The following is a 20,423-nucleotide window of genomic DNA, read 5'->3' on the forward strand; positions in this document are numbered from 1 at the left end:
TTTGCCCTTCTGTTGAATCGGTTAATTCTATACATTCCGCCGCGAATTGGCGGGGGTTTGCGCACCAATTCGACCGCGGTTCGCGCTCCGCCGGGCCACAGGCCGCCGTCTTGACAGTGAATGAAGCATCGCTACAGTCCCGTTCAGAAATCCAACCTTGTCTTCATTTGTGATCTGGATCAATCTCGAATCAAGCCCTTGAACTCCTCGGGGCAGGACCGAAGCTAGGAACAGACCATGAAGATCGAAGCGGAGTGGATGCGCGGAGGCACCAGCAAATGCTGGGTCTTCGAAACCGGCCAGCTGGACGAGACCGGGACCAGCCCGGACGTCCTGCTGCCCCGGCTGTTCGGCAGCCCCGACCACCGGCAGATCGACGGCGTCGGCGGCGCCACCTCCACCACCAGCAAGGCGATGATCCTGCACCGCCCCGCCGACGCCGGCGTCGACGTCGAATTCACCTTCGCCCAGGTGGGCATCGAAGAGGCCGCCGTGGATTGGGGCAGCAACTGCGGCAACTGCTCGGCAGTCGTTGGCCTGTACGCCATCGAAAAGGGCTGGGTGGTCCCCACCGGAGACGTCACCCGGATCGTCACCCGGAACACCAACACCGGCCAGGTCATCATCCAGCGGGTGTCGACGCCGGCCGGCGCCCTGCCGATCGTCCCGCAGGCCGAGATGCCCGGCGTTCCGTTCCCCGGCTACCGGGTGGGGCTCGGCTTCCTGGACCCGGCCGGCAAAACCACCGGCAGGCTGCTTCCCACCGGATCAGCCACGGACACCATTGTCGCCGGAGGAACCCGCTGGACTGTCTCCATGGTCGACGCCGGAGCACCGGTCGTGATGCTGCGCGCCGAGGAGCTGGGACTGGACCCGGAGCGCCACAGCAGCTGGACCGCCGGGCTGGAACTGCAGCTGGACACCCTGGAACACATCCGCCGCCAGGCAGCCGTGCGGATGGGGCTCGCGGCAACGCCCGGCGAGGCGGCCCGAGCCGTCCCCAAGGTCGCCGTCGTCGCCGCCCCGACGCGCTCCGACGCCGAGAGCGACGTCGCCGTCGTCATGCTTTCGATGAGCAAGCCGCACCCGGCCCTGGCCATCACCGGAAGCATCGCCCTGACCCTCGCGGCCCGCACCCCGGGCACGCTGCTTGCCGACATCACGGGCGGCACCGTCCGCCCCACCCTGCGGCTGCGCACCCCGGCCGGGGTGATCGAAACCTGGAGCGAGGAACGGGACGGGTCGCTGCTCGTCGGCGTCGACCGCACCGCCCGCACGATCGCCACCACCACCATCCACCTTCCCGAGGCCCTCGGCACCGCCGTCGGCGCCTCCCTTGCCAGCGCTACTCGATGAGGAGAGAGCATCATGACTAACATCGCAGAAAAGACTGCAGAACAGACCACAGAACAGACCACCGTACAGACGACCCCCGGCGACACCCGGGCCCAGCCCTCCGGGCGTCCCGACCGCCGCCGCCGTATCCTGCTGGTGACGGTAGCCGCGATCGCTGTCCTGGGTCTGCTGGCCCTCCTGTTCGGAGGTGGCCTGTTCAACCCCGCGGCCGCCTCTGAATCGGAGCCGACCATGACCGCCACCCAGATCATCCCGCTCGTCATCCTCGTGGTGATGTTCGTCGTCGCCACGAAATGGCCGCTGAACATCGGCGTCATGGGGCTGGTCGCCTCCTTCGGCGTCGGCTATTTCATGCTGGGCATGAGCGACAAGGAAATCCTGGAGGACTTCCCGGCCAGCATCGTCCTGACGATCATCGGCGTCACCTACTTCTTCAGCATGGCCCAGCGGAACGGGTCGATCGACATCATCGTCCAGACCTGCGTGCGGCTGGTCAGGGGCAAGACCATGCTGCTGCCCTGGGTGTTCTTCCTCCTGGCCGCGGGGCTGACGGCGCTGGGCACCTTCTCCCCGGCGGCGGTGGCGCTGCTGGCCCCGGCGGCCCTGGGACTGGCCTACGAGTCGCGCATCCACCCGGTCCTGATGGGCGCCTTCGTGATCAACGGAGCCCACGCCGGCGGCTTCTCCCCGCTCTCCGTGGCTGGTGTGCTGGTGCACGACATCGCGCTGAAGAACGGCTTCCCCATCTCGCAGGGCGGGCTGTTCACGGCCAGCTTCGCGCTGAACTTCATTCTTTCCGCCCTGACGATCGTGCTGTTCGCCCTGCTGGGCAAGCTGCGTGACAAGCACGGCAACGCGTACACCGGCCTGGAGACGCCCCGAGCCGGCCGCCCGAGCGGCCAGCAGCTCTTCACCCTGGTTCTGATCGCGGCGATCCTGGTGGGCACGCTGGGCTTCCACCTGCCGATCGGCTTCGTGGCGCTCTCTGCCGGCCTGCTGCTGGCCTTCGTCAACATCAAGGAACACAAGACGTTCATCGGCGGTGTCTCCTGGTCCACCGTGCTGCTGGTGGCCGGCATGATCACCTACGTCTCGCTGCTCCAGCACGTGGGCGTCATCGACACCCTCGCCGAGATGGCCCTGGCCCTGGGGGCGCCGCTACTGATCGCCTTGGTCCTCTGCTACGTCATCGGCGTCGGCTCCGCGTTCGCGTCGTCGACGGCGCTGCTCACCGCGTTCATCCCGATGGCCGGGCCGCTGCTGGCCACCAGCTCACTGAGCGCCTCCGGCACGGTCGCGGCTCTTGCCATCGCGGCCACCGTGGTGGACGTCTCCCCCTTCTCCACCGACGGCGCCCTGGTGGTGGCCAACGCCCGCGACAACGACCGCCAGCGCGTCTACCGCCAGCTCATGATGTACGCCGGTGGCGTGGTTCTGGTGGCACCAGCGTTGGCTTGGGCGCTGCTGGTGCCGACGGGAGTTATGTAGGCGGGACGCTCCTCTCACCCGCAAAAGGCGGGCTGGCTTCCATAGCTGGCCTGCCTGTTTGGTTTGTCGCGAGCTGCGCAGCTTTGCTCGTTTCACGGCGGCGGCAGCTGCATCCACTTGCGGGACGTCGGCCGCCGGGGCGTCCGCCTGTACAGCAGTGTGAGGGAGCGGACGACGGCGGCCTCGTCGTCAGCGACGACCTCCCGGCACGCCTCGCCCCGGTGGAGGCGGGGTTCGGTCCGCGGCTGGGGCGGATGGCCGACACCTACATCGCCGTGGCCGGCATCGATGCCCCGGCCACGGAGCCCTGCCGGCGGATGACTGGCTCCCTGCCGAGTCCGGGGCGCGCTTGGACCTGGCTGCCGAGGGCGTCACCTCGGTCATCTGGTGCACCGGCTACGACCTGGACCTCACCTTCCTCGACGTGCCGGTGCTCGACGAGTGGAACTACCCGCTGCACGGCCGCGGCATCACCGAAGTCCGGGCCTCTACGCCGTGGGCCTCCCTGGCTCACGAAGCACCTGTCGGCCACGCCGTCCGTGGTGGGCGACGACGCGGAGTTCGTGGCGGGGCACATCACGGGGCGGTGACGCCACGGTGCGAGTCCTATTCGAGCGGGGATGCCTTGCTTGGGTCAGCTCACTGCCCCACAACGACGTTCTCAGATAGGGTCCATCGACGATGAGATGACGGCCCTACCCCCGTCAGGGTTGCGGGGCGCCGCTCGTTTGAGGGCATCGACAAAAACCTTCATTTCATTCTCCGGTGCGCCGGCTTGCCTCATAAACTCTCCCAAGACGATGCAATTCATGAATGGCACAGCCGGAATGCGGTCAGGGTTGTCCATCAAATGGCTCCACAAACTACGGAACTGATCGTCCCCGTCGGCCACGTAAGTCCAGCTGGTGATGAGCGCTGACTCGACGTTGGTGGTAGCCCTGGCAGCCAAGGAATAGCCGTGTTCCGTTGGGCCGGGCTCCTGGCTTTGGAACGGCGTGAATTGTCCATGGCGCCCCTTCGGGACCGGTATAGGAAGGAAGCGATCATCGCCAGTGTGAGGGAGTTCGAGGATAGTGTAGATATGGCCCGCGGGAGATACCGTCCACCCCGCGCTTTTGTACCAGCCTTCCAAGCGCTCAGGGATGGATGCCATAACCTCTCCGTATCCCTGCTTTGCAGCGAAGCTGCGAACCCGGGACAGCAGCAATGTCCCGATTCCTTTCCTGCGATTCCTCTCGGCGACGGTTACGCGGGGCATCAACAGCACGGACTTGCTTACGCGCCCATCGGTCGACACCATGCGTTGAACCACCGCGAAGCCGAGTACTTTATCCTTCTTATCTACGGCGACAAAATGTACCGACCCGGTTATATTGAACGGCCCTACGATTCCTTTGAGCTTCGCCACGGGATCATAGTCCGGCCCGAACTTCTCAAGCTCACGGTCTTTTTCAAAGGGGAAAGCATCGTAGGCCAAGGCCATTACGGCCTTGCAGTGACGCTCTGACATCGCGCGAATGGTGTAATCGGGTTGCTTGCTCATTCAACTTCCTAAATGTCCTTTGGACGCGTTCTCAACTTCTTCGGCTTGCGCCTTTCCTGCCAGCCAGTGGCTTCTTTAGCCTCGCGCAAGTCGCCTGTCCCACCTAGGTGGAGCTTACCGGGCAATAATCGGCGACGGTCCTCAGCTACTCACCATCGCCGCCCATCCTCCCAAGCGTCGTGGATTCGTCCTTCACCGCTTCCCTATCGACCCGTAATGCGTCTAGGAAGTTCAAACTCAAGGCAACTCAAGTCCTTCGGCTTCTACTGCCGGTGCCCTAGCCAGATGAGCGTACGGGGGTTGGCACAAAAAACCTTCTGGTGATTCAGGAGCCGCTACAACGGAAACACCACATAGGTCGCTTGGAACTCATCTGGTCGTCACAAGAGGAGTACGTTGACCAGACCTGCGTGCGAAAGTGACAAGGGCTGGAGCGTCACCACACTCGACCTGCACGCCGTCGGGTTGCCGCGGCCGACCAGGGACGGCTCGTCCATCCGGGCGGGCGTGGGCCGCGGATGGACGACTGGCCTGACACTGTTGGCCAGCCAAACGGACCGCCGTGAATGGGCCTTGCAATGCCGATGGCGCAAATGCCTGAACCATCAGGTTTCATGATAAATTTCGGCTGAGTGAGCCCTGAACTAACAGAGGTTCTCAAGTCTGCCGGGGGGCTCGTGAAGATCATCGACAACGTCAACGACCTGCTCGGTGACGATCTCAAGGCCGAGGTCATGTCCGGGTCCAAGGTGCGCATCGCCGCGTCGACGTTCTCGATCTTCGCCTTTGAGGCTCTGCGCAAAGAACTGGAGCAGGTCGATGAGCTGCAATTCATTTTCACGTCGCCGTCCTTCCTGACGACTCAGGTGACCGGCAAACTCCACAAAGAGCGACGCGAGTTCTTTATTCCCCCGGAAGGTCGAGCCGAGTCGAACCTGCACGGCTCCGAGTTCGAGGTGCGGCTCAGGAACAAGCTCACCCAGCGCGCAATCGCGAAGGAATGCGCCGAGTGGGTGCACCGCAAGGTCACCTTCCGGTCCAACGCGACTGGAAACCCCATGCAGCAGTTCGCTGTCGTGGACGAAAAAGCCGCGTACATGCCGCTCCAGGGCTTCACCACCGCCGACCTTGGCTACGAGCGCGGCAACGCAGTCTCAAACATGGTGCAGCGCATCGACGAGGCCCCGATGACGGCCCAGTACATCCAGCTGTTTGACCAGATCTGGAACAATGCGGAACAGCTCGACGACGTCACCGAGGCGGTCCACAACCATATCGCCAGCGTGTACGCAGAGAACTCCCCCGCGCGCATATATTTCTTGATCCTCTACAACTTGTTCGCGGAGTTCCTCGATGAGATCAACGAGGACGTGTTGCCCAACGACCGCACCGGTTACCAGGACACGAAGGTCTGGCAGAGCCTCTACAATTTCCAGCGCGACGCGGCGACGGGAATCATCAACAAGCTGGAGACCTACAACGGCTGCATCCTCGCCGATAGCGTCGGCCTCGGCAAAACGTTTACCGCTTTAGCGGTGATCAAGTACTACGAACTGCGCAACAAGTCGGTGCTAGTGCTCTGTCCTAAGAAGCTCGCCGAGAACTGGACGAACTACAACGCCAACCTCACGACAAACATTTTTGCCGAAGACCGGTTAAACTACGACGTCCTCGCTCATACCGACCTCTCGCGCACCGGTGGCGAGTCTCTGGGCTTGCGACTGGACCGGATCAACTGGGGCAACTACGACCTGGTCGTCATCGACGAGTCGCACAACTTCCGCAACGCCGACTACGCCGAGGAGAAAGAGTCCCGCTATCAGCGGCTCATGCGGAAGGTCATCCGCGAAGGCGTGAAGACCAAGGTGTTGATGCTGTCGGCGACTCCGGTAAACAACCGGTTCAACGACCTGAAGAATCAGCTCCAGCTCGCCTACGAGGGTGAGTCGGAGAACCTTGCCCGGCACTTGAACATATCGACGACGGTCGAGAAGGTCTTCAGCGACGCCCAGCGCGTCTTCAACGAGTGGTCCAAGCTCGCCCCGGAGGACCGCACGAGCGAGCGCATCCTTCAGATGCTCGACTTCGACTTTTTCGAACTCCTCGATTCGGTGACGATCGCCCGGTCACGCAAGCACATCCAGGCGTTTTACGACACCACAGACATTGGCGGCTTCCCCGAACGGCTGGCCCCAGTGTCGATCCGTGAACCACTGACCGACTTGGCGGAAGCGCCGAGCTTCAATGACATCTTCGAGCAGCTCCAGGCTCTCACTCTTGCCGTCTACACTCCGCTGGCTTACGTATTCCCGAGCAGGATCAGCAAGTACGAGGATCTCTACAACGTTACCGCAGGCAGCGCCCGCTCTAACCTCGGCCAGCAAGGACGCGAGCAGGGCCTGAAGAAGCTCATGACCGTGAACCTCCTCAAGCGACTGGAAAGCTCGGTTGACGCGTTCCGGCTGACGTTGGCGAAGATCGAAGGCTCCGTAAACCGGACCCTGCAGCGCCTTGACTCCCACGCAGGCCCGCTCACAGAAGTGAGCGCTGACCTGGCGGGTCTCGACCTCGATATTGACGACGAAGACGACGCGAACGTCGAGGCACTCTCGTTCGGCGAGAAGATCAAGATCGACCTCGACGATCTCGACATCGCATCCTGGCAGCGCGACCTGTGGAACGACCGCGAGACTCTGCGCGAGCTGCTCGACGAGATGCGCAAGGTCGTCCCCGCGCGCGACTTGAAGCTACAGCGGCTCAAGCAGCTCATCACCGACAAGGCCGCAAATCCAATCAATGAGGGTAACCGCAAGGTGCTGGTGTTCTCCGCCTTTGCTGACACCGCCAACTATCTCTACCGCGAACTCGCCCCCACCCTCCAGAAGGCTGGGCTCGAGGCCGCCGTGATCACGGGCGGAAGCCACGGCTCTAAGACAAGCTTGGGTACCGGGTTCGACTTCCAGCAGGTGATGGCGCTGTTCTCCCCGCGCTCAAAGCAACGCCACGCGACCATGCCGAACGAAACCCGTGACTTGGACGTGCTCATCGGCACGGACGTGATCAGCGAGGGCCAGAACCTTCAGGACTGCGATTACCTGATCAACTACGACATCCACTGGAACCCGGTCCGAATCATCCAGCGCTTCGGCCGCATCGACCGTATCGGTTCCATCAATGCCCAGATTCAGTTGGTGAACTTCTGGCCCGATATCTCTCTTGATGAGTACATCAATCTCAAAGAGCGCGTCGAGAACCGCATGGTCATCGCCGACCTCGCGGGCACCGCGAACGACAACGTCCTCACCCTCGAAGACTCGGACGCCGCGTTCCGAAAAGACCAGCTTCGCAAGCTCCAAGACGAGGTCATCGAATTGGAGGACGTCCGCGCCGGTGTCTCCATCACCGATTTGGGCCTCAACGACTTCCGTATGGACTTGCTCGGCTACATCAAGGAGTACGGCGACCTCGCCACAGCTCCCAAGGGCCTCCACGCCGTCATCCCCGCCGACCCCGCCAACGGGCTGAAGCCCGGGGTGATCTTCGTGTTGCGGAACGTGAACGCAGGTGAGGACATCAACCGCGGCAACCGGCTCCACCCGCACTACCTCGTCTACCTCGACCAGGAGGGGAACGTCATCGCCGACCACACAGAGGCCAAGCAGCTGCTCGATCTCATCCGCCGGGGCTGCCGGCCCTACGACGAACCCGTTACCGACGTCGTGCACGCCTTCAATACAGCCACGAACGAGGGAGCCGAGATGAGCAAGTACTCCGAGTTGCTCACGGATGCGATCCGCTCGATGATCGATATCACTGAGGAGCGCGACATCGACAGCCTCTTCACCGGCGGCCACACCACGGCCCTGACCCAGACCATCGCGGGTCTGGACGACTTCGAACTGATCGCTTTTGTCGCCGTGGTCCGCCCCGTCCAGGGTGTACCAGCCAATGGTTGATCTGCTGTACCGGTGGCCTGTTGCGGCGAAGTTCGGCAGCCGGGTGCCGAAAGAGAAGTTCTACGTGAACGGCCACGTCACCGACCCCATCCGGGAGAAGTTCGTCACCGAGGTCCAGCGCATCACTTGGGCATACAAGCTCGCAGAAGTCACGATCAATCTCCCCGGCAGCCCTGCGGTGCCCGAGGTCCAGGTCTTCCAGATCGACGCTAAGATGGACGACGTGTCCGAGCCGGTGTTGACTGCGATCGACAAAGCGATCCCGTTCCCGGTTGTCTTTGAGATCACCCGCGGCGACGGCGCCCATCGGTCCGTTCGCATGGTCGCGGCACACAAGCAGCTCGGCGTCGGCGCACCCCAACTCAGCGCCTACTACTCGACGGGGTGGCAGCCTGTCGACACGGAGCGGAAGCCGGTGCCGACCGCCATCACCCTGTCTTCCCTCTACACCGCACTCCTGGGCCCGCTGATTCCGGCGCCAGTCCGGCCGGGTGAAGAATTGCCGGCGCTGGCGGCCAGGCTTCAAACCGTGCGCAAGCTCGAACGCGAGATCACCGCGCTGGAGAGAAAGCTCCGCACGGAGCCTCAAATAAACCGCAAGGTCGAGCTGCGGCGCACCCTCAGGACAAAGCAATCAGAGCTAGAGCAACAGAGGTAATCCGTGGAAAAATTACGCACAACATCGCCAGACCTGACCGACGCAAACGTCGACAAGCTTGCTGAGCTGTTCCCAAACGTCATGACCGAGACACTCGACGCCAATGGCAACCCGACGAAGGCCATCGACTTCGACCTCCTGCGCCAAGAGCTCTCCGACCACCTCGTGGACGGACCCCAGGAGCGCTATCAGCTCGACTGGCCGGGCAAGCGCGCAGCCGCCTTTGCCGCCAACGCTCCCATCGCCAAAACCCTCCGACCGGTCCGCAAGGAGTCCGTCGACTTCGATACCACCAAGAATCTCTTCATCGAAGGCGACAATCTAGACGCACTAAAGTTGCTCCAGGAGTCCTACCTCGGCAAGATCAAGCTCATCTACATCGACCCGCCGTACAACACGGGCAACGACTTCGTCTACGACGATGACTTTGCTGAGTCGACGAAGGATTTCCTCGAAAGATCGGGGCAAATAGATGACTCTGGTGCGCGACTAGTTGCGAACCCCGATTCCAACGGTCGTTTCCACTCCGACTGGTTGAGCATGATGTACCCGCGCCTGCGGCTGGCGCGCAACCTTCTGAGAGATGACGGGGTCATCTGCATTTCGATTGACGACATTGAACGAGACAACCTCGGGAAGTTGATGTCTGAAGTTTTCGGGCCCGAGAACTTCGTTGACTGCTTAATCTGGAAAAAACGCTACGGTGGAGGCGCAAAGGAACGACATTTCGTTTCTCTTCATGAATACGTGATGGTTTTCGCTCGAAATCTAGCCGAGCTCCCCAACCTTGAGATCGCACTGACTGAGGAATCGATCACCCGTTACTATACGAGTCGCGATGCAAATTTTGCCGCTCGGGGGCCTTATAGGACCCACCCGCTTGAAGCAACCAAGAGCATGGACGCGCGCCCGAACTTGGTCTATCCAATCCCTGGGCCTAAAGGCGACATCTGGCCTGAGCGACAGTGGCTTTGGGGCAAGGACCGTGCCCTAGCTGCTCTTGAAGCAGGTGAGCTGGAGTTCGTCACGGGACGTGGCGGCAAGGTTACGGTGCACACCAAGCAGTATCTGAGAGACACTGACGGCACTCAGCGGCGTGGCAAGCCATTCTCGATCATCGACGATGTGTTCACCCAGCATGGGACGAACGAGATGATCGACCTTTTTGGGGATGCAAAAGTGTTTCCGTTCCCCAAACCGACTGGCATGCTTCGAAAGCTCATAGACGCCTTGGCGCCCGGCAATGGAGACATCGTCTTGGATCTGTTTGCTGGCTCCGGTTCCACGGCACACGCCGTCATGGCTCAGAATGCCAAGGATCGTCTGAATCGGCCGTTTGTGGTGGTGCAGGTTCCCGAGCTCGTCGCGGAGAAAGACGCCAGGAATGCCAAGTTTACGAACATTGCCGAACTCTCTCGCGAACGTATCCGCCGCGCCGGATTGAAGGTGGGTGAGGCGCTCGGGATCGAACAAGGAGCGCTGGACGTTGGATTCCGTACCCTCCGCGTCGACACCACGAATATGGCCGACGTTCTGCGTTCACCGGACGAGACATACCAGCTCGCGCTGGATCAGCTGGAGGGCAGCGTGAAGCCGGACCGCTCAGGTGAGGACCTTCTGTTCCAGGTGCTGCTCGACTGGGGGCTCGAACTGACCATGCCCATCGAGGTCGACCAGGCCGACGGTCTCGAGGTCTTCGTAGTCGAAGACGGTGCGCTTATTGGCTGCTTCGATTCACCCGTAAGCCCGGAACTTGTTCGCGCAATCGCCAAGCGAGAGCCGCTGCGTGCTGTGTTCCGGGATTCTGGATTCGCCTCAGATGACGCCCGCATCAATGCCGAGCAGATTTTTCGCGAGGTGTCTCCTGCGACAGACGTGAAGGCGATTTGATCCGGATGAAACTTCAATTTAAGGTCCAGCAATACCAGACAGACGCCGTCGACTCCGTAGTCCAGGTCCTCGCGGGGCAACCCAAACACGACGGCATGTCCTACCGGATGGACCCCGGGCAAGTGAGGCTCGCCGCTAACCCCACGCTGTTCGAGACAAGCCAGACACCTGACTCGGGTCTGCGAAACGCGGAGATCGCGCTCACTGGTGTGCAGCTGCTGGAAAACGTGCACAAAGTGCAGCGGTCCCGGAACCTGCCACTCTCGGCCAAGCTGGTCGACAGCAAGGCCGCCCCCGGAGCCCCTAATCTTGACGTGGAGATGGAGACGGGTACGGGCAAGACCTACGTCTACATAAAAACAATCATGGAACTGCACAAGCGGTATGGCTGGTCGAAATTCATTATTGTTGTGCCTTCGATTGCGATCCGCGAGGGTGTAAAGAAAACTTTTGAAGTGACGGCCGAGCACTTCCAGCAGGTCTACGGCACGAAGCCACGATCGTTCGTCTACAACTCCTCACAGCTCCACGAGCTGGAGCGGTTCAGCTCGGACGCCGGCGTGCAGGTAATGATCATCAACATCCAGGCCTTCAACGCCACTGGGAAAGACCAGCGGCGTATCTATGACGAGCTCGACGACTTCCAGTCCCGCCGCCCGATTGACGTTATTAAGGCCAATCGCCCGATTGTCATCATCGATGAACCCCAGAAGATCGGCGCAGACAACTCACTAAAGGCTCTGGCGCAGTTCAACGCGCTCATGATGCTGCGCTACTCGGCCACCCATAAGGTCGAGCACACTAAGGTCCATCGGCTTGACGCGCTGGACGCCTACAACCAGAAGCTGGTCAAGAAGATCGCCGTCCGCGGTATCACCGTCAAAGGCTTGGCCGGTTCCACCGCGTACTTGTACTTGGATGCGATCGAGATCGCCAAGGGCGCTAAACCCAAAGCCAGGGTCGAGATCGAAGTGCAGACGAAGGGTGGCCCCATCAAACGTCAGGTGAAGCGCCTCGACGTGGGTAGTAACCTACACGACCTGTCCAACGGAATCGAAGCCTACAAGGGCCTCTTCGTTACGGAGATCGATGCCAATCGCGACGTGATCGAGCTGAGCAACGGTGACGTCGTCATCGCCGGTCAGCTTGCCGACCGCGATGTGACCCAGGAGACGAAGCGGCGCATCCAGATTCGTGAAGTGATCCGCGCCCACCTCGACAAGGAGCGCGAGCTCTTCAGCCAGGGGATCAAAGTGCTCTCCCTTTTCTTCATCGACGAGGTCACTAAGTATCGCGACTACGACCGCGAGGACACACTAGGCGATTATGCCCGCGTGTTCGAGGAAGAGTACACCGCCGTCCGCGACGATGTGCTAAGTGAGCTCGCTATCGACGAAGCAGCCTCCGCTTATCAGGAGTATCTCCGCCGAGACGACGCACGAGCCGTGCACGAGGGTTACTTCTCAATCGACAAGAAGACTAAGCGTCAGGTGGAGGGCAAGGTGAGCGGCCGGGGGGACGACAAGGGCCAGTCTACCGACTCGGACGCGTACGACCTGATCCTCAAACAAAAGGAACGTCTGCTGTCGTTCGAGGAACGGGTCCGGTTCATCTTCTCGCACTCTGCTCTGCGGGAGGGCTGGGACAACCCCAACGTATTCGTGATGGGCATGCTCAAGAAGAGCGACAACACCATCTCCCGCCGCCAGGAGATCGGACGTGGTCTGCGCTTGGCAGTCGATCAACATGGCGAACGCATGGACAACCCGGTGACGGTGCACGACATCAACGAACTGACCGTGGTTACCGACGAGGCGTACACCGACTTCGTCGCCGGTCTCCAGAGGGAGATCGCGGAGTCCCTGGCTGCGCGGCCGCGCAAGGCGAGCATCAAGTTCTTCACCGGTAAGACTATCCAGACACCCAGCGGCGAGTCGATCGTCGAGGAGGCACTTGCGCAGGCCCTTTACAAGTACCTCATCAAGAACGACTACCTCAACGACGACGACACCGTTTCCGAGAACTACAAGCGGGCGAAGGAGACCGGAACGCTTGTCGAGCCGACCTCGGAGGTACTGCGGCCGGTCATCGACTTCGTCTGGCCGCTCGTGGAAATGCTGTACCTCGACGTGCCACTACCGATCGACGATCGTAAGCCGAAGAAGATTCCGCTCAACGAGGCGAATTTCGAGAAGAAGGAGTTCCAAGCACTCTGGGGCCGGATTAACCACAAGGCCATCTACCAGGTCGAGTTCGACTCCCAGGAGTTGATCCGTAAATGCATAGAGGTGCTCGACAAACACCTCAATGTCACTGCGATGCAGTACGTCGTGCAGGCCGGTGAGCAGCGCAAGTCGCTGGAGGCGGGCGACCTCACGAGTGGTGTGGGGTTCAACGTGTCGAGTACGAAGACCCACACCGAATCCGTCACTGCCGGTTCGCAGGTGAAGTACGACCTGCTGGGAGAGATTACCGAGAAGACGCAGCTAACTCGACGCACGGTCGCCGAGATCCTCGGTGGGGTTGCACCGGGTACATTCGCGAAGTTCAGGCTCAACCCAGAGCAGTTCATCACCGAAGCTGCCCGGCTCATAAATGAACAGAAGGCCACCGTCATCGTAGAACATCTGACGTATGACGCACTGGAGGACCGATTCGACTCGGCGATCTTCACGGACAACCAGACGAAGCAGGATCTGACTCATGCAGGCAGCACACTGACGAAGCACATCTACGACTACGTAGTTACCGACTCGAAGATCGAACGTGCGTTCGTCACTGAGCTGGACACGAGCACGGAAGTCGCGGTCTATGCGAAACTCCCGCGTGGGTTCTTCATCCCGACCCCGGTCGGGGACTACAACCCGGACTGGGCAATTGCGTTCACCGAGGGCAGCGTCAAGCACGTCTACTTTGTCGCCGAGACCAAGGGCTCCCTCTCGACCCTCCAGCTCAAAGGCATTGAAGACGCCAAGATCGAATGCGCTCGCAAGTTCTTCGCCTCCCTGAACGATAAGCACGGTCACGACGTCACGTACAACGTCGTCACGGACTATAGCGAGCTCATGCAGCTCGTTGGGCCGGACGCGGAGATGGCTGCCCAAACGGAGTTCGCGATAGCGGGAGAGGGGAGCTGATCGGAGCTCGACCTGAAGTCAGGGGGTGGTGCGGTAAACCCCGTCGATCCGTGCCGCGGGCAAGGCCAAGTTCTGAATAGAAAGCGAGCGCACCACCCATATGACCTCCCTCATCTCATGGCTCGACGCGTCCACCGAGGAGAACTCGAAGATGCGCGAGCTCGTGAAGCTTTTCGGCACGCCGGAAACCACCGATGACCTCGGCATGGGCCAGCTGCGCGACACGATCAGCAACAGTCTGTTCCCGGGCACGTCCGTGCTGCACTTGGGCGCGCGCTACATGCTGCTCGTCCCGTGGGCCTATCAAACCGCCCACCGCGGCACCCGGAATCCTGATGACCTGCGGAAGCGAGCCGAGGAATCGGAGCGGCAACTAATCGTCCGGCTCAAGGAGCGAGGAGAGGAAAGCTACATCGGCCGCGACGCGGGCCGAAACGTCCAGCAGCTGCCCTCGGCCGCGTACTGGACCGCGCTGCGAACCTACGGCATTGTCAACCCGGACACCGACCGCTCCGCCGTCGCCCAGCTCATGTGCGCCGACGCCCCCGCCCCTGAAGACGGCGAAAACAGCTACTCGGTCTGGAACCAGACCCTCCCCAAACCGCCGGCCGGCTTCCCGCAGGCCGAAGATCGCGGACTGAAGCTGTCCCACAACGAAGCCCGCTGGCTGCAGGAACGCATCCTGACCACCTGTCCCGGCACCATGCTGGCCTACGTCGTCGGATCCGAGGTCAGTCCTACCCCGGGACTTTGGGCACCATGGCTTGACCCGGCGTGCCGCGGCGCGGAAGGCGAGCCCGCGCGGTGGCTCACGGACGCAGAGGCGTTCTCCTTCATCCACAACGGCGCCACCATCCTCTACCAGCACCTGCTCGCGGAACTCTCGGCAAAGGTCTTCTCCGCCGGCGCGGATACCCTGGAGCCCACACGCGAGCTCCTCGCAGCGTGGGAAGTCCAGCGGGACAGTAAACGCGAGCTCCTCAGCGAATGGGACGTCGACGGTTTCATCGCCCGCGCCACGGCACTGAACCGCGGCATCAACAGCAACACCGCCGGCTTTGCCCGGCAGATGGCCGAGGCAGCCACAAGCCCCGGAAAACTGATCGACAACCAGGACTTCCGTGCCGCCGTCGAAACCCGGGAGAAGCTGATAAAGAAGTCCAACTCGCGGTTCCGCAACGAACGCCGGCTCCGCGCCTGGCAACCGCCGGCCCGGGTTGGCGCCCTGACCTTCCGCTGGACGCAGGTCCGCCGGAACGTCCTGGACATCCATGCAGGGCTCGCACTGGAAGGGCAGTCGAATGCTTGAGGCAGCAAACCGGCAGGCACTCACCCAGCAGCTGCGCCCGCCGGCAGGATTCCGGCTCTCCCACGCCGTGGGCACCACCTTCACCCTGGACATGACCAGCGCCCTTTCCGTTCCGCTGAGCTTCGTCGCGGGTTCCGGCGAAGAATTCACCAACCCGGTGGCGGTACTCAGCGCCCTGCGCAAGGTCTCCGACCGCGTTGACATCTTCTGCCAGGCCGGCCACATCAAGGCACCCTCGGACGCCTCGGACCTGCTCGCGCTGCTGGAACCGATGGTCCACCAGGTCAGCGTCCGGAGCGGGCTTTTCCACCCGAAGGTCTGGCTCCTCGAATTCGAGAACGGAGCCGAGCGCCGCTACCGTTTCTTGTGCAGCAGCCGCAACCTCACCACCGACGCCAGCTGGGACCTCCTCGTCCGGCTGGACGGCGAACCCGTTCAGGACACCGAAGATGCCGGGACGGACAGCGGGCCCCTGGCACGCTTCATCGCCGGGCTCCCCGACCTCTGCACCGTGACGCCCGACGCCGGGCGACTGGCCAGGGTGCGAGGCCTCGCCTCCCGCCTGGCGGACGTCCGCTGGGACCTGCCCGAGGACATCCACCGTCTGGCATTCCGGCCGATGGGCATGGGCGAAGACTTCGAACAGGGCTCAATCGCGGCGCACCTCCGCGACCCGGAGAACTTCATCGCGCTCAACAACAAAACCGGGAAGGACGCCTTCCTGGGCTACGACAAACTGGTCATCTCGCCCTTCCTTGATGACAAACTCATTGGCCGGCTGCAGGACACGTGGACGCGGAACCTCTACGTCTATTCGCGCGACGATCAACTGAACCTTCTCCAACAACAGACGGTCGCCGATAGCCACACGTCGTTCAAAGCCTTTGACGAGCTCGGCATCCCCGAATCGTCGGAGTCAGGACAGGATGATTCGGATGAATCCGGACTCCAGCGCGTCGCCGACGATCTCACCGGCCTGCACGCGAAGGCCTACTTCTGCGACTACGACCACTTCACCTACGCGCTCCTGGGCTCGGCGAATGCCACCGAGGCAGGGTTCACCCGGAACGTGGAGTTCCTGCTGGAAATGCGAGGAGCCAAGAAACGCCTCGGGGTGCAGCGCATCCGGGAGAGCCTCAAGGATGTGCCCTTCGCCGATTATCTGGGCACCGGCGGCGCGGCCCGCTCGGAAGAGGACGTTGCCGCTTTCCGGCTGGAGAACGCCCTACGGGACGCTGCAGCGCAACGGTTCCTCCTCGATGCCGTCCCCGACTGCGATACCAAAAACACGTTCACGGTGACCGTCTCGCATGACTGGTCGCCGAAGCCCGAGTTCACCGCGAAGTTGCGGCTCCTCTCACTCGCCCAGCCGAGCGCCGTCGTCGAGCCGTCCGGCGGCCAGCACGAACATGCCTTCCGCGCCATCCCGCTGGCTGATGTGACGCCGTACCTGGTGCTCACTCTGGAGGACCCGGCGGCCGGGCTGTCCAAGAGCACGGTGATCCAGGGCAGTCTGCGCACCGATCCCGCGGGACGGCTTGATGAGATCATCGCCCGCCAGCTGGACGACCCCCAGAAGCTTCGCCAGTTCCTGCTGTTGTTCCTCACCCCGGAAGATGCCCTGCCAGGGTCGGGAACGGGCACAGGTTGGTTCGCCGGCTCAGGCTTCGGCGACGGATCCACCGCCGGGCTCTTCGAAGCGATGGTGGGCGCGATGGCGGGCCCGGACGCCGCCTCGGTCTTCCCGGATCTGAAGGTCGTCATGGACCGGCTGCTCGCCCTTCGCGGCGATGACCCGGAAATTCAGCAGCTGCACGCGCTCTGGACGGCAGCCACCGAAGCATTGGACATGGGGGAACTTCATGGGGTTTGACGCAACGCCCGCGCTGGACGGACTGCGGGGGTTCCAGCGCCGCACCGTGGAACATGTCTTCAAGCGGCTCTACCTGGATGACCAGCCTGCAGACCGCTTCCTCGTCGCGGACGAGACCGGGCTGGGCAAGAGCATGGTGGCCCGCGGCGTCATAGCCAAGGCCATTGAGCTGCTCGACCGGCCCGACTCCGGGGTGAACCGCATCGATGTCGTCTACGTTTGCTCCAACGCGGACCTGGCCAAGCAGAACCTCAGCCGGCTGAACGTCACCGGGCAGAAGGACATCATTGAGTCCGGCCGGCTGACACTCCTGCCTACCGAACTGGCCAAGCTCAACGCTCCGGCCGCGCCGGGAACACACAAGCGCGTCAACTTCATCTCTCTGACCCCCGGAACGTCATTCAACGTCGGCGGGGCAACAGGGCAGGCCAAGGAACGCGCGGTGCTCTTCCGCATCATCACGCAGCTCGGCGTGATCGGCGAGGAACAGCACGACGACGCCGTCGAGCTCCTGCGCGCGGGCTCGGCCACGCAGAACTTCGGACGCCTTGTCCAGTACATGCACGAGCAGTTCCCCGACGGTTTTGCCGTCCCTGTACGGAACCGCTTCCGCACGCTGGCGCACCAGAGCGGCAACCTCCCGGCGTTCCGCAAGGCACTGCGCGAGGCGACTCGTGATGGGGCGGAGACGGTCCGGCCGCGCATGAGCGCCATCATCGGCGGGCTTCGCGGAGACCTTGCCCAAGCGGGGCTCGATTGCCTGGAACCCGACCTGATCATCCTGGACGAGTTCCAGCGCTTCCGCGATCTGCTCTACTCCCCCGGCACCGCGCCCGACGACGAAGATTCCGCGGCAGAGCTGGCCAGGCAGTTCCTGAACTACGAGGGCGCCAAGCTGATCCTGCTCTCGGCTACGCCATACAAGGCCCACACCGGGGCGAACGAGGAAGACGGCGATGACCACGCCGCGGATTTCCGGCAGCTGCTGCGTTTCCTGAGCAGCGAACGGCCGGGGTACATGGAAAGCCTTGAAGCTGACCTCGACGGACGCCGGACCCAGCTGCTGAAGCAGGTCCCGGACAATGCCCTGACGCACCGCATCGAGGACGGCCTGAAGCTGTTCATGAGCCGCACGGAGCGGCCCCAGCTGGGCAAAGACGACATGCTGTCCGTGATCGAGATGGCACCGACCGACGTCCGCGCCGGGGATCTCACCAGCTACAAGTCCCTCTCCGCGCTGTTTCGGGCAGCGCGCACCGGTAACCCGATGGAGTACTGGAAATCCGTGCCGATGTTCACTCACTTCCTTACCGATTACAAGGTTGGCAGGATGCTGGACGGCAGAATCCACTGCGACCGCGAGACCGTTGACCCGGTACTGCCGGCCCTGACCACCATCGATCCGGATGCGTATCGCAGCTACGGTGCCGTGGAGACCGACAACGCGAAATTCCGGACCGTGCGCGAGCACACCGTCGGCCAGGGCTGGTGGAAGCTGCTGTGGATGCCGCCGTCGCTCCCCTACGTGAAGCCCTCCGGGGTGTTCGCCGAGGTGGGTTCGGACGTCACCAAGCAGCTGGTCTTCTCCGCCTGGAACGCGGCCCCGACGGCGATCACGACGATGCTCTCCTACGAGGCCGAGCGGCAGATCCTTGAGGGGTCACCGCTGCACGGCGAAAACACGGCCGAGGCCCGCAAACGTTTCCGTGGCAGGCTCCGGTTCCGCGTCCGCGACGGCGAGCCGCAGGCGATGTCCACGCTGGCGCTGTTCATTCCCCACGCGGCCCTGGCACTGTCAGGCGACCCGCTGGAGAGCGCTTCCATGAGCGGTTCCCTCGTGGCCGGAGACGCAGTGCGGGATGCCGCAGCGGCTACCGCTAAGGCAATGGTTGGCGGCGCCGTCGTTGATTCGGCCAGTCGGCTCGGTGCATGGGCGGCCTATTTCTCGGTGCCTGGCGCTCTGCCGGCAGAGTGGAACGACGACGCCAAACTGGCGGCGCGTGAGCTGCGGGAGCTGGACGAACTCACCCAACGGCAAGGCAAGGCCTCGGACGACGGGGACACCGAGCAGGAGGGTGGGTCGGAGGCTGGCCTCTACCTCGCACACGTTGACCGGATGCTCGAGGCCGTGGGCGGCGAGCCGGCAGGGTGGGAGGACGGAATCGAAGACCTGGCCGTCAACTCCCCCGCCAACTGCGTCTACCGCGCCCTGAAGCGTGTGGTTCCGGACGATTTTGACGGCGCCGAGCTGTGGAAGGCCGCCGGGTTAGCGGCGACTGGCCTGCGTACGCTGTTCAACCGGCTCGATGCCACCGAGCTGCTGGACAAGCTCTACCCCGAAGGCGACTACTGGCAGAAGGTCCTGCGCTACTGCGAAGCCGGAAACCTCCAAGCAGTGCTGGACGAGTACGTCTTCCAGCTCCGAAGCCAGCAGGCTCCCGGGGAAATCACCGTCGAGCAGCTGTTGTCGCTGGCGGACGACATCCGGCGCTCGTTGTCCCTCAAGCCTGCGCAGATGCTCGCGAAGTATCCGGACGGTTCGCACGAGGATCTCCGCATGGGCAGCCGCTTCGCCGTGCGCTACAGCAACGCCAAGACCGACGACGGCGACAGCAACCGTATGCCGGACGTCCGCCGGGCCTTCAACAGTCCCTTCTGGCCGTTCGTTCTTGCGTCTACGTCTGTGGGCCAGGAGGGCATCGACTTCCACTGGTGGGCTCACTCGGTCATCCACTGGAACGTGCCCGGCAACCCAGTCGACTTCGAACAGCGCGAGGGGCGGGTGCACCGGTACCTGGGGCACGCGGTGCGAAAGAATGTTGCCGAGGCCCACGGCGCAGAGGTACTGAAGCCCGGCGTCACGGACCCCTGGGAGACGCTCTTCTCCGTTGCCGCAGCTGACGTTGCCGCCCACCCGGAAGATTCCAGCACCGAGTTCGCCCCGCACTGGATCCACCCCGGCGCACACAAAATCGAGCGGCGGCTGCTGGACCACCCTTTGAGCCGCGACGTGCCCAGGACCAAGCACATGCTTGCGGGGCTCGCGAAGTATCGGCTCACGCTGGGCCAGGCGCGGCAGGATGACTTGCTGGGGTTGATAAAGGACGGGACCGAGATCAAGCCGCTGAATTTGCGGCCCTGATGGGTGCGAAGGAGATAAGTGCCGAAGCTTCCCCGCACCAATGCCCGTTAGACCCGACAGGTCCGTCGGTC

10 protein-coding genes are annotated in these 20,423 nt (G+C 62.7%); 9 read left to right on the forward strand and 1 reads right to left on the reverse strand.

Annotation, left to right across the window (positions count from 1 at the left end; translation table 11 throughout):
* The first annotated feature begins 237 nt into the window (after nucleotides 1-237).
* On the forward strand, nucleotides 238-1,356 hold the full coding sequence (locus ACTWLI_RS02195; protein WP_445155074.1) for a PrpF domain-containing protein: 1,119 nt from the start codon (nucleotides 238-240) through the stop codon (nucleotides 1,354-1,356).
* Between the two features lie 231 nt (nucleotides 1,357-1,587).
* Entirely contained in the window at nucleotides 1,588-2,844 is a 1,257-nt protein-coding gene (locus ACTWLI_RS02200; protein ID WP_445156103.1) for an SLC13 family permease, read from the forward strand.
* 661 nt (nucleotides 2,845-3,505) lie between these two features.
* Here the strand turns inward: ACTWLI_RS02200 and ACTWLI_RS02205 are convergent.
* On the reverse strand, nucleotides 3,506-4,387 hold the full coding sequence (locus tag ACTWLI_RS02205) for a GNAT family N-acetyltransferase (RefSeq protein WP_445155075.1): 882 nt from the start codon (nucleotides 4,385-4,387) through the stop codon (nucleotides 3,506-3,508).
* A 677-nt stretch (nucleotides 4,388-5,064) separates the two neighbouring features.
* Here ACTWLI_RS02205 and ACTWLI_RS02210 point away from each other — a divergent pair.
* The 7 genes from ACTWLI_RS02210 (at nucleotide 5,065) to ACTWLI_RS02240 (ending at nucleotide 20,352) form a co-directional block, all read left to right on the forward strand.
* Nucleotides 5,065-8,343, forward strand: a complete 3,279-nt coding sequence (locus ACTWLI_RS02210; RefSeq protein WP_445155076.1) for a helicase-related protein — start codon at nucleotides 5,065-5,067, stop codon at nucleotides 8,341-8,343.
* Nucleotides 8,336-9,001, forward strand: a complete 666-nt coding sequence (locus ACTWLI_RS02215; RefSeq protein WP_445155077.1) for a DUF4391 domain-containing protein — start codon at nucleotides 8,336-8,338, stop codon at nucleotides 8,999-9,001. Before ACTWLI_RS02210 ends, ACTWLI_RS02215 begins: the two co-directional genes overlap by 8 nt.
* Nucleotides 9,002-9,004: 3 nt before the next feature.
* On the forward strand, nucleotides 9,005-10,891 hold the full coding sequence (locus ACTWLI_RS02220) for a site-specific DNA-methyltransferase (RefSeq protein ID WP_445155078.1): 1,887 nt from the start codon (nucleotides 9,005-9,007) through the stop codon (nucleotides 10,889-10,891).
* A 5-nt stretch (nucleotides 10,892-10,896) separates the two neighbouring features.
* Nucleotides 10,897-14,028 carry a type III restriction-modification system endonuclease gene (locus ACTWLI_RS02225; protein WP_445155079.1) on the forward strand — a complete coding sequence of 1,044 codons (3,132 nt, stop codon included), beginning with the start codon at nucleotides 10,897-10,899 and terminating at the stop codon, nucleotides 14,026-14,028.
* A gap of 100 nt (nucleotides 14,029-14,128) precedes the next feature.
* Nucleotides 14,129-15,337 (forward strand): DUF6361 family protein, encoded by a 1,209-nt coding sequence (locus ACTWLI_RS02230; RefSeq protein ID WP_445155080.1) that lies wholly within the window; start codon nucleotides 14,129-14,131, stop codon nucleotides 15,335-15,337.
* On the forward strand, nucleotides 15,330-17,210 hold the full coding sequence (locus tag ACTWLI_RS02235) for a phospholipase D family protein (protein ID WP_445155081.1): 1,881 nt from the start codon (nucleotides 15,330-15,332) through the stop codon (nucleotides 17,208-17,210). Before ACTWLI_RS02230 ends, ACTWLI_RS02235 begins: the two co-directional genes overlap by 8 nt.
* The gene (locus tag ACTWLI_RS02240) at nucleotides 17,200-20,352 is read left to right on the forward strand and encodes a DEAD/DEAH box helicase (RefSeq protein WP_445155082.1); all 3,153 of its coding nucleotides are present in this window, start codon (nucleotides 17,200-17,202) and stop codon (nucleotides 20,350-20,352) included. Before ACTWLI_RS02235 ends, ACTWLI_RS02240 begins: the two co-directional genes overlap by 11 nt.
* The last annotated feature ends 71 nt before the right edge of the window (nucleotides 20,353-20,423 follow it).

The organism is Arthrobacter sp. Hor0625 (assembly GCF_052567525.1).

Excerpts from the sequence above, each read along its gene's own strand:
- ACTWLI_RS02205 (WP_445155075.1), bottom strand. The coding sequence starts at position 4,387 with ATGAGCAAGCAACCCGATTACACCATTCGCGCGATGTCAGAGCGTCAC.
- ACTWLI_RS02240 (WP_445155082.1), top strand. The coding sequence starts at position 17,200 with ATGGGGTTTGACGCAACGCCCGCGCTGGACGGACTGCGGGGGTTCCAG.
- ACTWLI_RS02215 (WP_445155077.1), top strand. The coding sequence starts at position 8,336 with ATGGTTGATCTGCTGTACCGGTGGCCTGTTGCGGCGAAGTTCGGCAGC.
- ACTWLI_RS02195 (WP_445155074.1), top strand. The coding sequence starts at position 238 with ATGAAGATCGAAGCGGAGTGGATGCGCGGAGGCACCAGCAAATGCTGG.
- ACTWLI_RS02230 (WP_445155080.1), top strand. The coding sequence starts at position 14,129 with ATGACCTCCCTCATCTCATGGCTCGACGCGTCCACCGAGGAGAACTCG.
- ACTWLI_RS02235 (WP_445155081.1), top strand. The coding sequence starts at position 15,330 with ATGCTTGAGGCAGCAAACCGGCAGGCACTCACCCAGCAGCTGCGCCCG.
- ACTWLI_RS02225 (WP_445155079.1), top strand. The coding sequence starts at position 10,897 with ATGAAACTTCAATTTAAGGTCCAGCAATACCAGACAGACGCCGTCGAC.
- ACTWLI_RS02200 (WP_445156103.1), top strand. The coding sequence starts at position 1,588 with ATGACCGCCACCCAGATCATCCCGCTCGTCATCCTCGTGGTGATGTTC.